The organism is Halopseudomonas pelagia CL-AP6 (assembly GCF_000410875.1).
Classification (GTDB): Bacteria; Pseudomonadota; Gammaproteobacteria; order Pseudomonadales; family Pseudomonadaceae; genus Halopseudomonas; species Halopseudomonas pelagia.
The window spans coordinates 92,642-107,314 of record NZ_AROI01000007.1; the positions used below are offsets into that span (position 1 = coordinate 92,642).

The 14,673-nt window shown below is 56.4% G+C and carries 11 protein-coding genes and 1 pseudogene; 5 read left to right on the top strand and 7 right to left on the bottom strand.

The window, feature by feature from the left end; translation table 11 throughout:
* Positions 1–102: 102 nt before the first annotated feature.
* On the bottom strand, positions 103–1,050 hold the full coding sequence (locus tag K787_RS0106420) for a FecR domain-containing protein (RefSeq protein ID WP_022961970.1): 948 nt from the start codon (positions 1,048–1,050) through the stop codon (positions 103–105).
* Positions 1,047–1,565 carry a sigma-70 family RNA polymerase sigma factor gene (locus tag K787_RS0106425; RefSeq protein WP_022961971.1) on the bottom strand — a complete coding sequence of 173 codons (519 nt, stop codon included), beginning with the start codon at positions 1,563–1,565 and terminating at the stop codon, positions 1,047–1,049. The genes K787_RS0106420 and K787_RS0106425 overlap by 4 nt, the downstream gene beginning before the upstream one ends.
* A gap of 247 nt (positions 1,566–1,812) precedes the next feature.
* Between K787_RS0106425 and K787_RS22390 the strand changes: the two genes are divergently transcribed.
* The 5 genes from K787_RS22390 to K787_RS0106455 all read left to right on the top strand — a co-directional run bounded on the left by K787_RS22390 (position 1,813) and on the right by K787_RS0106455 (position 8,514).
* Positions 1,813–2,367: a sigma-70 family RNA polymerase sigma factor gene (locus tag K787_RS22390; protein WP_022961972.1), complete on the top strand. Its 555-nt coding sequence runs from the start codon at positions 1,813–1,815 to the stop codon at positions 2,365–2,367.
* Complete coding sequence (locus K787_RS0106435) at positions 2,351–3,331, top strand: FecR family protein (protein WP_022961973.1); 981 nt, start codon at positions 2,351–2,353, stop codon at positions 3,329–3,331. The genes K787_RS22390 and K787_RS0106435 overlap by 17 nt, the downstream gene beginning before the upstream one ends.
* 119 nt (positions 3,332–3,450) lie before the next feature.
* Complete coding sequence (locus K787_RS0106440) at positions 3,451–5,961, top strand: TonB-dependent receptor (protein ID WP_022961974.1); 2,511 nt, start codon at positions 3,451–3,453, stop codon at positions 5,959–5,961.
* 159 nt (positions 5,962–6,120) lie between these two features.
* Positions 6,121–6,957 carry a PhzF family phenazine biosynthesis protein gene (locus tag K787_RS0106445; RefSeq protein WP_022961975.1) on the top strand — a complete coding sequence of 279 codons (837 nt, stop codon included), beginning with the start codon at positions 6,121–6,123 and terminating at the stop codon, positions 6,955–6,957.
* A gap of 394 nt (positions 6,958–7,351) precedes the next feature.
* Positions 7,352–8,514 (top strand): IS3 family transposase gene (locus tag K787_RS0106455; RefSeq protein WP_152486792.1). Its coding sequence is split into 2 segments (ribosomal slippage): positions 7,352–7,607 and positions 7,607–8,514, totalling 1,164 coding nucleotides; the frame shifts between segments, so codons are not numbered across the junction.
* A 3-nt stretch (positions 8,515–8,517) separates the two neighbouring features.
* Here K787_RS0106455 and K787_RS22395 read toward each other — a convergent pair.
* The 5 genes and pseudogenes from K787_RS22395 to K787_RS0106480 all read right to left on the bottom strand — a co-directional run.
* Positions 8,518–9,327 (bottom strand): hypothetical protein, encoded by an 810-nt coding sequence (locus K787_RS22395; protein ID WP_022961978.1) that lies wholly within the window; start codon positions 9,325–9,327, stop codon positions 8,518–8,520.
* Positions 9,324–10,259, bottom strand: coding sequence for a hypothetical protein (locus K787_RS0106465; protein ID WP_022961979.1), 936 nt, complete (start codon positions 10,257–10,259; stop codon positions 9,324–9,326). Before K787_RS0106465 ends, K787_RS22395 begins: the two co-directional genes overlap by 4 nt.
* Positions 10,260–10,263: 4 nt before the next feature.
* Positions 10,264–13,521 (bottom strand): toxin VasX, encoded by a 3,258-nt coding sequence (locus tag K787_RS0106470; protein WP_022961980.1) that lies wholly within the window; start codon positions 13,519–13,521, stop codon positions 10,264–10,266.
* Positions 13,518–14,381 (bottom strand): DUF4123 domain-containing protein, encoded by an 864-nt coding sequence (locus tag K787_RS0106475; RefSeq protein WP_022961981.1) that lies wholly within the window; start codon positions 14,379–14,381, stop codon positions 13,518–13,520. The genes K787_RS0106470 and K787_RS0106475 overlap by 4 nt, the downstream gene beginning before the upstream one ends.
* A gap of 6 nt (positions 14,382–14,387) precedes the next feature.
* Positions 14,388–14,673: pseudogene (locus K787_RS0106480) on the bottom strand (type VI secretion system tip protein VgrG); the annotation flags it as partial.

Sequence of the window (14,673 nt, forward strand, 5' to 3'; positions counted from 1 at the left end):
TCCCTATCTCGTTGTGTTGGTAGTGTTTCCCTGTACACCGAACGAGAGACCAAAAACCATAATGCGAATGCGAAATATTTGTATTTAAGCTTTGCTAAGGGCTCAGACCGCTTCGATGCTGACCCAGTAGCGGCTGAAGTAGCGAACCCGAACCGGCAGCGCCTGCGGCAGGCGAGCCAAGGTGGCGTCGGTATCGTGCAGAGAAAACACACCAGTGATCTGCAGCGACGCCAACGCCGGATCAATACGCAAGATACCTGCGCGGTAGCGATCCAGTTCGGCGATAAAGCGGGTCAGCGGCAAGCGTTCGGCCACCAGTTTGCCTTCGGTCCAAGCTTGCCTGTTGAGATCGGCGCGCTGCGGTGCCTGAATCAGGTGGCGGGAAAAGCGGCTGGCTTCACCGGCGCTGAGGCTGGTGCCGACGCCGGTTGCTCGCAGAGGTTCAACGCGGGCACTGCCTCGAAACACTGCCAGCTCTGTGTCTTGGTCATACTGCCGTAAGCTGAAGCGCGCGCTTATTGGTCTGATCGCACCATCACGGCAGCGTAGTAGCAAGGGGCGGGAGTTGCTGCTGCTATCGACCAGTAGCTCGCCCTGCAGCAAGTGCAGCTCTTGTCCGCTGGCGCCAGGATAGATATCCAGGCTGGTCGCGGTATTGAGGAACAGGCGGGTACCGTCAGCTAACTGCAGCTGGCGGATTTCACCAGTGGCAGTGCGCTCATCGGCGGTGAGTGGTTGCCACTGATCTCGGCTGCCCATTGCAGCGAGCCCGGCACCGCCGCAGACTAGCCCGGCGAGGGCAAGTACTTGCCGTCGTGACAGGTCGGTACGGCGAGCGAGAATGCGACTGGCACTGTCGGCGGGTACGCCATCGAAGCGGGTTTGCAACTGCTGCAATTGCTGCCAGGCATATTCATGCGCCGGGTCGGCTTCGCGCCATTGAGCACAGGCACGGCGGTCCTGCTCCGTAGCATTATCGGACCATAGTCGCGCCATCCAGATAGCCGCCTGCCTGATCTGCTCGGCAGATAGTCGTCGGGCGCCCTTCACTGCTCCATCTCCAGCGCTGCCAGCAGACAGGCTTGTAGTGCGCAGGCAACGTACTTTTCTACCGAGGACACGGAAACACCCAACTGCTCAGCAATCTCGCGGTAGCTGAGGCCATCCAGACGCCGCATCAGCAGGGCGCGGCGCACATTGATCGGTAGGCCGTGCAGCAGACGGTCGATAGTTATCAAGGCCTCAACGGTCTGTGCATGTGTTTCCGGCGAGGGATGTACGGCTTCGGGCTGGTGCCCCAGCTCTTCAAGGTAGGCATTCTCAATTCGCCGTCGCCGGTAGAGGTCGATCATCAATCCCTTGGCGATGCGCGTCATATAGCCCCGCGAGTTATCGAGAGGAGGCAGCTTGCCGCTGGTTAGCAGACGTAGGTAGGTATCTTGTACCAGATCGGCAGCGCTGTGGGAGCAGCCGAGGCGTCGCTGTAAAAAACCGGACAGCCAGCTGTGATGCTCGCGGTAGAGCATATCCATTTGCTGCTGTACAGAGGGGTCGCGAGCGGTCATGGGTAACGGGTCCGTGGTAGAACTAGCAAATGAGAATCGTTACTATTTATGCTGGGCGATCATGCGCTGTCTGTCAATCCCTGCGCTGGCGGAAGGTTGGTACTTGACAGCACGGCGAGAGTTATTGCGATAATGATAACTATTCCGTTTTGTTGTTTGTTCTTGTTTCCGTGCATGGTCGATCAGGCTGTGCGTTGTCGGAGGTTCTTGTGTCCAGCCATACCCCTGTACTGTTGGTAGGTCGTCTGTGACTGATAGGTCTGGGCCGCTTGGCGCGTCTGATTTCAACGGACTGAGGTCCGAGCTACGGCGCTTTTTGGGCAAGCGCATGAACAATGCAGCCGACGCCGATGATCTGGCGCAGGACGTGTTCGTCCGTTGGCTGGACAGCGCCACGTCAACGCCAGTGCAGCAGTCCCGCCCATTGTTGTTTCGCATTGCACGCAATCTCATGGTAGATCACTGGCGTCGCCAGCAAGTGCGTGGTGGCAGCGGTCTGGTAGAGCTGGATGAGCATGAAGCAGAGTTGGATGATGCACTACAGACAGAGGGGCCGCTGGCGATGGTAGAGCAGCAGCAACGCTTGCATATGCTTGCTGAGGCATTGGAAAATCTGCCTCCTAAACGTAAACAGGCTTTTGTGCTGCACAAGTTCGACGGCTTGTCGCAGGCGGCGGTGGCTCGGCAGATGGGGATTTCATTGAGCATGGTGGAAAAGCACATTGCGCTGGCAATGCTGCACTGCAAGCGCCATGCGCAGTCCCGACTTCACCAGGGAGCTGAGCATGCTACACAGCGTTGAACGGCCCCGGATTGACATTGATGAGCAAGCTGCAGACTGGTTTGCCCGCCGTTGTGGCGAGCGCTTCACCGAGTCTGACGAGGTGCAATTCCAGCATTGGCTGAAGGCTGATACAGCTCACGCCCAGGCCTTTTCTGATCTCGAACTGCTGTGGGATGACATGAACCTGATTGAGTCGCCCCATGCTGCAGTGCCATCTTCTCGGCGGGCTGCGGTGGTGCCGCTGCAGCAGCACTGGCCGCATAAGCTGCTCGCCATGGCCGCCAGCGTATTGCTGCTGGTTGGGCTGCTGTCATTTGTGCTGCTGGTTGAACGGCCGCAGTTGGAATTGGCGGCGCAGGCAGATCCAGGGCAGTTGCACGAGCTTGCGCTCGCCGATGGCAGCCATGTCACCCTGAATATGGGCTCGCGCGTCGAGGTGCGTTATTTTGAAGATAGTCGCGAGGTGACGCTGTTGGAAGGCGAGGCGTTTTTTTCGGTGGCAACTGATGCGCGGCGTCCGTTCCTGATTCAGGCGGGCGCCGGTCGAGTCAGAGTGGTGGGTACGCGTTTCAACGTTCGGCTGAGCGAGGATGTGCTCAATGTGGCAGTAGAGCAGGGTAAGGTCTTAGTAGATGCTGGTGCTGCCAGTATGCCGCCGGTGCTGTTGTCCACCGGCGAAGTGGTACAGGCGGACTATTTGCATGGCCAGCAGCAGATCAGCCGCGTTGCGCCCGACGGAGTGGCCAGTTGGCGTAATGGTCAACTGATCTTCCACGAACGTTCACTGGCTCAATTGCTGCAGGAACTGTCGCGCTATCTGGGTAAGCCGGTTGAACTCACTGATGCGAATCTGGCTGAGCGCAAGCTCTCTGGCAGCCTGGATATCTATCAGCCGCAAGATTTTCTGACATCACTGCCGTTGCTGTTGCCGGTCCGTGTGGATACGGCCGAGGATGGCAGTGTGTCTGTTAACGCGTTGTGACCCCTGTTCCTTACACAGTCAAATCTAAATGAAAATATTTTTCATTTAGGAGGTGTGGCTTTCTCGTTCTGTTGCGTTCTCTGGATGTAAGCAATTGAGCATGGCATCAGGAGAGCACGATGAGCATTCGCAATACCCGATTTAGTTTATCCCGTCTGGCGCTGGCCGGGCTGCTGGTCAGTGGCAGCCTGCAGGCGGCGCCGGTTGCCTTGAGTCTACCGGCTCAGCCACTCGCCGCCTCGCTAACTGAGTTGGCGCGGCAAAGTGGTATGCAGGTGTTGTTCGACGGGTCGCTGATCCGTCAGGTACAAGCGCCAGCGCTCGCGGGGGAGTATGAACCGGTTGATGCGCTACGCCTGCTGCTGCAGGGCTCTGGCTTTGAAATGGTGCCATCTGCACAGGGTTACGTTATTCGTCCGTTGGCAGAGGGCGGCAATGGCATTACCCTGCAGGCGCTGACCGTAGTGGGCAACGGTTCACAGGTCAATTCGAGCAACGTAGGCCGATCCACTCTGACGCGGACAGACATTGAGCGGCAGCAGGCCAACAATGTGCCTGCATTGTTGCAGACCCTGCCTGGCGTCAATATGGGCGGTTCGGTCAAGCCCGGTGGCCAGACGTTGAATATTTGGGGGTTAGGGGACGCAGAAGATGTGCCTTTCACCCTGGATGGTGCACAGAAAAGCGGTTTTGAGCGCTACCAGCAAGGCACCATTTTTATTGAGCCGGAGCTGATCAAAAGCATCGAGGTGGAGAAGGGGCCGCACTCGGTGTTCAGCGGCAACGGTGGTTTTGGCGGCACGGTACACATGGAGACCCGTGACGCCGCCGATATGTTGGAAGAGGGTCGCAACACGGGCGCCTTGGTCAAGTACGGTTACCAGAGCAACGATCAGCAGCAGACATACAGTGGCGCCGTTTATGGCCGCACCGATGACGCTCGTCTGGATGGTCTGATCTATCTCAGTCAGCGTGACAGCAACGATATCAAGCTGGCAGGCCACATCGATCAGGATGAGGGCTATCTCTATCCCAAGCGCTACCCCTTTACCGCCCAGGATCAGGACTCGGTGCTGATCAAGGGCAATTTCCATCCTACGCTGGAACACAGCTTCGGACTGACCTACAGCCGCACCAAGAGTGAGCTGCGTTCGTCTTTCAGTGCGGTGACCTTTCTGGTGCCCAGCAAGTGGTCGATTGATCGTTACGGCAGCCTGGAAGCGGCGATGAACCGCTTGCTGTCGAACCGTGAGCTGGTGGATACCACCTGGGCTGGTAAGTATCAGTTTCAGCCCACCGACAACCCGCTGATTGACCTGGAAATCACTTATTCGCTGTCCGATACCGAACAGACCGATACGCGTGATGACGACGCCAGTTATAGCTCCACCACCGGCGGTAAGTACATCAACACCGAATACCGCGACAAGGTGCTGGAGGCGCGCAATATCAGCCTGTTTAATACTGGTCCGCTGGAGCACGAAGTGACCGTCGGCGCGCAGTGGCGCGAACATACCCGTGATGTAATCATGTATTTGCCGACCTTCGACAGCAACCCTGAGTACAACTATGGTTGGTATCAACCGCATTTCATGCCCGCCGGTGAGCAGGAAACGCGCAGCGCCTATGTGCAGGACGCTATCACCCTGGGTGACGTGACTATTACGCCGTCGCTGCGTTTCGATCATGTGCGTAATCAGGGTGAGCGCAATCTGGCCGAGCGTTACAACAATCCGGATATGAATCATGATTATCGTGCACAGACCTACTCTGGCTGGTCACCGCGGCTGGCGGTGTTCTGGCACGCAACCGATCAACTTGGGCTGTTCTTCGATTACGCCAAAACCTGGCGCGCGCCAGTACTGGATGAACAGTATGAAGTGCAGAGTAGCTCCACCTTTGGCGGTACGAGTCGTGATCTGGATGCCGAAAAGATTCGTGGGCTGCGGGCCGGTGCAGTCGTCAGTCTGCCCGAGTTAATCGTCAGTGGTGACAACCTGCAGGTCAGGGCCACGGCGTACCATAACAAGATCGAAGATGAGATCTTCAAGTTCCGTTCGGTAGCCTGCGCAGCGCAAGCCGAGAATGGTGGTTCGATTGCCGACAACTGTGGCGATCTACTGCCGCTGTCCAACTATCGCAATCTGGAAGGCGCGACCATTCGCGGTTTTGAAGTGGAAAGTTTCTATGATAATCGTCGTCTCTTCGCCAGTCTGTCCTACTCCTGGATGGAGGGTAGACACAAGGGTGCCTACAGTAACCCTTGGGCAAAGGATGTATGGGCGCGGGATATTCAGCCGGTCAAATGGGTCGCGATGTTGGGTGTAAAGATCCCGCAGATTGACGTGAACCTGGGCTGGCAGGGCGAGTTCGTACGCAAGTCGGATCGTCTGCCTAGCGACTTGTACGATGGTAGCGGCGAGGTCTACTGGAACCACTACGGCAACGACAGTTACGACGTTCACCGGCTGTTCGCCGATTGGGCGCCGCAGCGTGGTGCGCTCAAGAATGTCAGCGCCAACCTGACCGTAGACAACGTGCTGAACCGCTTTTATCGCCCGGCGCTGTCTGGTGACAACGCCTACTCACAGGGCCGTAACGCCAAGCTGAGCGTGAGTTACCGCTTCTGATTCAGCGGTATCGGCTGAGTCTGCTCTGCTCTGCTCTGCGCTGCCGGTAGCGCAGGGCAGGATGGTCTGTGGTGCTTATCTATTGACGATCTGTACCTGTACTCCTTGGTTCCTTCCTGACTACCATGACCATCCATTAACTGCATCGAGTAGCCATGCATGCCAGTCTCGTTATCATTTCAACAGGTCGATGTATTTGCCGAAAGGCCGTTGCAGGGTAATGCCTTGGCGGTAGTCAGTAACGCGGACGCGCTGACTGACGAGCAGATGGCTGCATTCGCCCGCTGGACCAATCTTAGCGAAACCACTTTTCTGCTACGCCCAACATCTCCTGACGCCGACTACCGCGTCAGGATCTTCACCCCACGGCGGGAGCTACCCTTTGCCGGTCATCCCACCTTGGGTAGTTGCCATGTCTGGCTGGACAACGGCGGACTTCCTCAGGGCAAGGAAGTTGTACAGGAGTGTGGTGCAGGGCTGGTACGCATCCGTCGCGACGGCGCTCGCCTGGCTTTCGCCGCGCCACCGTTAATGCGTAGTGGCAAGGTGGACGATGCAACGCTCAAACAGATTGCCACAGGTTTGGGTATTTCGTTGGAAAGCGTGCTGGACAGCAACTGGGTGGACAACGGGCCAGGCTGGGTCGCGGTGCTGCTGTCCTCCCGAGAAGAGGTGCTCGCCATCCGTCCGGATTACCCTGCGCTCAATGGCTTGAACGTCGGCGTGGTTGCCCCTTGGAACGACGTTGGCGCTGAGGCTGATGTCGAAGTGCGCGCTTTTATGGGCGATGAGTACGCCGAGGATCCGGTAACCGGCAGCCTGAACGCCAGTCTGGCGCAGTGGTTGGTCGCGGGCGGTAAACTGCCGCAGCGCTATGTTTCTAGTCAGGGCACGGTGATCGGACGGCGGGGCAGGGTGCATATCGAGGAAATTGATGGTGATATTTGGGTGGGTGGGGAGGTGCAGCGTTGTGTAGCGGGGGAGGTTTGGTTTTGATCTGGGGGAGCCAGTTGCATTTGCTGCACTTGTACCGTTTTGACACTCACCCTTCAAATTCAACTAGGTAGTCAGCCATAGCTGTTTTGAGGTTTTCCTGCTTCCACAAAAAGCATTTTTTCACCTCCCGGGCGCGGGAGGTCATGCCCTTGCGGCTGATGTCGGCGGCAGACTGAGTTATGCTGTTTCGAGCCCATGCGCCAGATCGGCTTCACGCTTAGCAATCGCTTGTTCCAGTTCTGGGGAACGCTTGGCCGCACTGTTCGGGCGGAAGAGGTTTTGACCATTCGACAATGGCGGGATCGGTCAGCTCGGGGGGGGGGGTGATGTAGTGGTCTACTAATCCCGGACACCGAAATGGGTGGTAAATTTACCGCCATAGCTGAGGTGTTCCATGACAAGACAACGTCGTACATTTTCAACCGAGTTCAAACATGATGCAGCGTTGCTGGTTCTAGACCAGGGATACTCGGTCATAGAGGCAAGCAAGTCGCTGGGGATTGGAGAAACAGCACTACGACGCTGGGTCGACCAGTTACGAACCGAACGTGACGGCGGTACGCCCAAGGGTAAAGCTTTAACCCCAGAGCAACAGAAGATTCAGGAGCTCGAAGCCCGGATCAATCGGCTTGAACGGGAGAAAGCGATATTAAAAAAGGCTACTGCTCTCTTGATGGCGGACGAGCTCGATCGTTCGCGCTGATAGACCGGTTAAGTGAGCATGAGCCTGTTGAACTGGTCTGTGAAGCGTTCGGCATCTCCCGATCCAGCTACTACGATTCCCGGCGTCGCCGGAAGCAAATTGATCCCGAGAAATTGATGCTGCGCAGTAAGGTAAATCAGCTGTTTAACGAGAGCCGGAGCTCTGCGGGTAGCAGAACAATCATGGGATCGATGCGCGAAGAAGGGTATCAAATCGGCCGGTTCAAGGTCCGAAGTCTCATGCGCGCTCTCGGGCTGGTATCCAAGCAGCCAGGGCGTCATGCGTACAAGTCGGCCACTGTCGAGCGACTGGATATCCCGAATCATCTGAACAGGGAGTTTGCTGTGCAAGCGCCTAACCAAGCCTGGTGTGGCGACATTACCTATATTTGGGCTCAAGGACGCTGGTGTTATCTTGCTGTCGTCTTGGACCTGTTTAGCCGTCGTGTTGTGGGCTGGGCGCTATCGAGTCACCCAAATGCAGAGCTGGTCATAAGAGCGCTGGATATGGCTTATGAACAGCGAGGCCGGCCTCAGAATGTGATGTTCCACTCGGACCAGGGAAGCCAGTATGTCAGCCGCAAATTCAGGCAACGGTTATGGCGCTACCGTATGAGGCAAAGCATGAGCCGACGGGGCAACTGCTGGGACAACGCGCCCATGGAAAGGCTGTTCCGCAGCTTGAAGTCAGAATGGATACCAAGCACCGGATACACCACGTTCAACCAAGCACAACGAGACATCAGTTATTACCTAATGACACGCTACAACTGGCTGAGACCACATCAATTCAATGATGGCCTGGCTCCTGCAAAGGCAGAGGAAAAACTTTATCCACTGTCCGGAATCAGTTGACCACTACATAGCATTAAACAACACACAGCCGACACCCACCTCCCATAAAAGCGCAAAAGTTAGGCCGCGTTTCTCACGTGTTTTGTTAAACGTCTCAATGAATATATCTTTTATGCTTTTGTCCCGAAGGTCCTTGAGAGGCTCAGGAACAGCCTGTGGGCCACTTTCCATAAAACTGCGAATGCACTCCCATTGTCGCATTGCGGCGATACCCGGCCCTGGGCTCACCATCATCAGCCACCCCTCTTTATCCTCATGGTAAGGAGCATTAATCTCGTGCGCGTATGGAAACCACAGTATCAGCCCACCCATTTGAGCCGCACCGAATTGGCCGACCATGGTTGCGCTTGGAGCGATGGCATGAACACGCTCCCAGGGTACTGTCCACTCCTCACCATCGGGGGTGGTGATGCGAACTTCTCTGCGATGGCGGTGAAAACGCAAAGGGGGGGGGAGTGGGCGGAGATAGAGTCTGATAAAAACAATCCACAGAAACCCCATTAATACTCCCCCCCCGAGGAAGATCATTAAAGCAAGCAAATGGAGTCCCGTGGCCATTGGGTAAATTATCAGAGACAAAATAATGATTGAAAGTAAATGGTAAGTTGCCCATGCACCTGCCAAGGAAAGACTTCCAACATCCATGTACGTATCATTCTTGCGCCATATAAGATTTAACACATCGGACGCAGGCTCGCCGGTAGGAATAGGTAGTGGGGAGAGGTATTCTTGCTTCCACAAAAAACCTTTTTTTACCTCACCCGCTCGGGATGTGGTGCCCTTCCGACTGGCAACAACTTGAGGCTGCGTCACGCCCTTTCTGGCTCTATTGCCAAGTCCGCTTCACGCTGAATAATGGCTTGTTCCAGCTCTGGGGAACGCTTGGCCCACTGCTCGGGCGGGAGAGGTTTGGACCATTCGATAATGGCAGGGTCGGTCAGATCGGGTGGGGGCGAAAGCTTTATTCTTTCCACCAGGTCAATGAGCGGAGTGTTGAATAAAATCAGACCGCAGGCCCCCTCCCACAATAACGCCTTGAACCAACCTTTGCGCCTTGCTGCTTCGATAACATCGTCAATGTAGGTTGCCCATACACCCCTGGGTCGATGAAACCTTCCTGTATTGTCGGCAACTGCCTCTGGACTGACTTCCATAAAGCTACGCATGCACTCCCATAAGCGCATGGCCGTGGTTCCGCCGCCGCAACTGAAACCAATGCTGTAGTGCTTGTTTTCCTCTTTTGCACCCGGGTCAGGGTTTGTAAATCCAATCACCAACATCCCCTGCGTGGTTTTGCCATGCTGGCCGATGCTGTTCACTGCAACAGCCTGCGCCTCGACCTGCTCCCAAGGGACTATCCAGTAACTGCCGTCCTTTTGCGGCACGCAGACTTCTCGGCGTTGGCGGTTGAAGCGTGTTGGGAGAGGAGCGGGTTGGGACATGATGTAAAAGAGCATTAGTACAGGGAAAATTACAAAACAGAAAAAGGCATACCAGTACATCCCATGAAATGCTTCAGAACCAAACGGAGGCATCAGCCATAGACAGAGCAGGATAAGAGGCCACGCAATCATCACAAACGAACCAATGCTGTAGTCACCGATATCAAGGAACACTTTGTTTTTGCGCCAGATGACGTTGAGGACATCTTTGGGCGACTGGCCGGTGGGGATATGCGGCGGCGCTAAATAATCGTCTCGGGAAAACACTCCTTTGCGAGTACTGCCGGCTTGTAGCTTGTTCATGCACTTAATCCTTAGGTTGCAAGTACTGTGTGCCGTCCAAGCGCACGGCCGTGGCGAGATCCAGTTCCGGGGTAGGGTCACCCGAACGAAGTTCGACTATCGTGCCGTCGGTGAATAGTCCGTCTGGTCCTAGAGCGTAAGCAACTCCTCGAGGCCCGCCGATCAATGTTTCCATACCAGCTAGCAGGGCGACTGGACTATGATAGCGCAGCCGAAGCGAAGCGCGGGTGAGCGGCCGGTTAAAATCGCCCGTTAGACGCAAGCCCTGCCCCTCTGTCGCCGGTATCCAGGTGCAACGGCTGTCCTTGAGCCATGTGGTGCCCAGATCGGTTGGCACACCCAGATTCTCTTTTCCAAAGAATTCGAGGGCAGGTGGGTTGGGGTTGCCACGTAGTGTCAACTCAAGCAATACACCATTGGGGTCAGCCCCCGGCAGATCAATAGTCAGGCTAGTGATACCGTTCCTCTTCACGGTATCGCCCATCCAGCCGGGAACTCTTAAACTGATCGTCTGCATGCCCAGTCGCGGCTGATAGAGTAGCGCGAGCAATTGCTCGAATTCGGCAAGCTGGGTTTGCGGCGCTAGTTTTTCCTGCCTTGAGGCTCGCTCGCGCGACCAGCAGCATCCAGCCAGGTAGTTTTGCAAGGGCGTGGCTTGACGCGACCAAGCGTAAATATAGAGGCTGCCTAGCCCCAGCAGCAATAGATTGAGCGGCCCCATGCTCAGCCTGAAGCGTCGGACGGCAGTCGCAGTGTCGATTTGGTTGGCTAGCCGCATTCCGGTAAGGGCTAGCCCTAGCAGCCCTTGCGCTCCGTAAACCGCTACTTGCCCGGTGACAGCCAAGCGACGAATGTCCAACCACGGATCGATGTGATCTTGAGCGTTTTCGATTTGCACCTTCAAGGAATCCAGCTCATTGAGCGCCGCAAATAAAGAAAGCCCTCCCACTATTCCGCCGAACAAGGTCAGTGTCGGAGCAATAGCCCTAGATAGAACTACTTCATTCGCCCCTTTACCAATAATCATCCAGTTCTGAACCACCGCTACCAGCGCCGCAGCAGTGAAAAGGGCCGCAGACAGCCGCTCAGCGCGGCGCTGATCGCCTTCTTCTTCAAGCAGATTAGACTGGCTGGCATAGTTGCTGGCATTGAGGGCGTTGAGCAACAGTGCTGCCAACGGCAGCAGGCCCCCGCTATTTCTGACGATTGGCGCCTGTAGAATACTGGCAGCATTGCCATTGCGAATGGCCTGCGCTGTAGTGCGAGTCCACTGGCTCAGGGCGTCCGCTTTTTCGCCCGCCAGCCGCCAGACCGTTACGCCGTTTTCCAGTACGCGCATCAGGCGCGAGTCGTGGCCGAAGCGTACTACTGCCATCAGGCTCATCCATTGCCCGGCCTGGGTAGATTCGGGCCTCAGGGCGAGCAGTGCTGCACCTAGGCGAGATACGGTGGTGGCCCAGTACCCGTCGACCTCGCCGGCAAGTCGCTCAAGACCCCGCAGAGCAGCCTCATCCAAAGTATGGCTCAACGCATCACGAGTATTGGCCAAGTTATCGAGATTAAGCGCAGCCACTAATTCGTTTAAACGGTTGGTGCTGTTGACTGCAGCCTCGAGAGAGGGGCTCCAAGCATAGAATACCAAACGCAGGCTGCCAGCATCGTCGGAGCGTACGTAACCAGTGAACTGCTCAACGCCCTGTTGCCGGGTACACTGAGCGCTGAGGCAGGCCGCGGCCAGCTCATCGAGCCAGCGTTGATGGTCGGGTTCGCTATAGTCCACAAACCAGGTCCCGGCCCCATGAAGGGGCAAAAACCGGGCTCGATCTGCATATAGAACTTGGTGGCGATCGTTCACTTGCTGATAGTGTGCGGGTGCTTCTAGGTCCAGCCAAGTATTCATACGGTCCAGATCGACATGCCTTGCAACCTCGGCACTGGCCCGATCACCAGACAGGTTGGTGGCCTTTTCCCTGCGGTATGCGCGCACTACTTGTTCGACCTCGCTGTACAGCTCGGGCGGCAGCATTTCGCGCACGGGCGCGGTTGCGGCTGCGACCTCGGCATGTACGTCGGTCAGCAGTGCATCTGCTTCCCGGTGCCCGTATTCACGACCACGCTCATGATTAATTCGCGTTTCCTCCTTAAGCAGCTCCTCCAAGCGGCTCTGGCTCTGCAGAATGCTCTCGCTTTGGGCGGCGGTAAGCTCAATATCGTGTTCTCGATAACGATAGTTGAGCAGGTTGGCTACTTCGGCGCCGTCTTCGGTGATCAGGCTGCGAATAAAACTACCGACGTTTTGACGCAGGTTGTTGTCGGCGATCCAGCTTTCGTGGCGGGCTTCTACATATTCCTGTTCATGATTGATGTCTCGCAACACCCCCAACTCGTCATTCAGAGTCGCAAATACCCCGTGCAATGCTCCTGCTTCGGATTTCGCTTTTGCAACCCAGCTGTCGGTCGCGGGCACATCCCATTCCACGCTACTCCAATAGCCCGGAGGAAAATCTGCGGCATCAGGGTGCCTGTGTGCGGCCTGTTCGCGTTCATGCAGCCATGTGCTTGCATCGACGTACGCTTGGACGCGTACCGGGTTGGGGTCAGACATCATCTGTTGGCCCAGGGTCTCTACTCCACCCCGGTATTTGTCACCATTTTGATGGTAGTCCTGAGCCAGTGACTGATCACGCACCTCCGGCATGAACTCAGCAACCACCACCTCCGCCTGGTCCAGGGCCGGACAGTGGGTGGTTTCCAGCGAGGTGGCGATTTGGGGCATGGGGATCAAACGCATGCGCTTGCTGCGTTCAGCCGCAAAGTTGGTTAACTCTTCGCATGTGGCCTCAAGAAGTGGTATCTCGGCGTACATAAGCCACGCTGAGTGTTGCTTGTTGAGTATTAGTCCAGCCTGGTTGCCCTGTTCGAGTTCAATCTTCGGATCGCCCAAACCTTGCTCTTCCAGCAAGCCGTCCTTGGCTATGCCGAAGCGCCGCAGCGGGCCGTCGCCGTGCCAGAGATACAAGTAGCCGGGACGCAAGCGACGCAGCGCAATCGGGTGACTCTGGGGCGTGACGCCAGGCTGAACACACTCATGCTCAGCAATCTGCTCTGACAACGCATAGCGTGAGGGTAGAATGAATATCTCATCCTGCGTCGCCGGGCAGGGAGCCACCGGGCTGTCTATGGATTGTTGCTCGAAGTTCTGCTGCGCAGATTGATCTGCTTGTGCAAGCGCTACGGATTGTTGCTGATTGTTGGTGCTCACGCGACGGGTTCCTTGTCTTGGGTCAGCAGTTGCCGCTGAATTTCCATCATTACCTTATCCAGCCGCTGCATGGGGGTGGCCTGTGGCTGAGAGAGCAGGGTGCGAAAGACTTCATGTTCCGCAGCCTCCGGAAAATGAGTACCAAGCAGCGCAACACAGCCGGCCCAGCGGGCCACTTCATTGGCTGAGCTGTAGCCATACTCAGCAGCGCGGCTTCGGCACTGTGCCGCCCATGCTTGTCGCTCCTGCTCGTCAGCACTGGCCAGGCAGGTTGGAAACCACTGGTTCACATGCTCGATTAAACGCTGGTCAAAGCACTGCTGCCTGGCGGCGTTGAGCAAGGCCAACTGATCGCTGTCCAGCCGTAACCATGGCCTTTCGTCATATACCTGACCCTGGGTAAGGGTTGGATTGTGGTAAGTCTGTACTGGCTCGGTTGCAGACGGGCGCAAATGGATATTGGCAACGGGACCCATGATGCGAGCACGCTCTGCCTCACCCAGGCTAGCCAACCATGTTCTGAGGATACGAGGATCGTAATAGCGGAACAGCAATACCACGTCTGCGTTGCTACGCAGGTGGATTAGGCTGCGTAAATGACTGACGAGATTGGATTCCGGCATGGAGGAATCAAGAGCAATCCCAGCACTGGCTTCCCAGAGTGACTTGAATTCACTGAGTAGTGCGCTACTCGGCTCAGCGCGCACCAACACAGGGCCCACATCAGCCAACTCCGCATAACGTGTTTGCTGATAGAGCAGATGGAATTCGGGGGCTGGCTCCAGTTCGTATATGCGTTTTCGGACGTTGTCGATCTGAGCGCCGTCGAGGAGCAGATAGCTCTGTTTTATAGTTGCCATGCCGACCTATTTCCCCTGCTCACAGACTTCACATACCGGCTGCGCCGTTATCGCTGCACGCCGAAGAGCCTGTTTTTGTGCTGCTAGCAAGGGCTTGCCTGCGACATCAGTATCCGCTGCCAACACATCCCCCGGTAGCAGCGGCGCTGCGCCAGACCCACTACCCGGCGAGCCACCCGCATTTTGCCGAATCGTCGGTCCTACTACGGTCACACCACTGGCATCGATCTTGATAAAGCTGCCGTTGGCTTTTAGCGTGAGTTCGCTACCCGCTTCGATAACCATTTTCTGT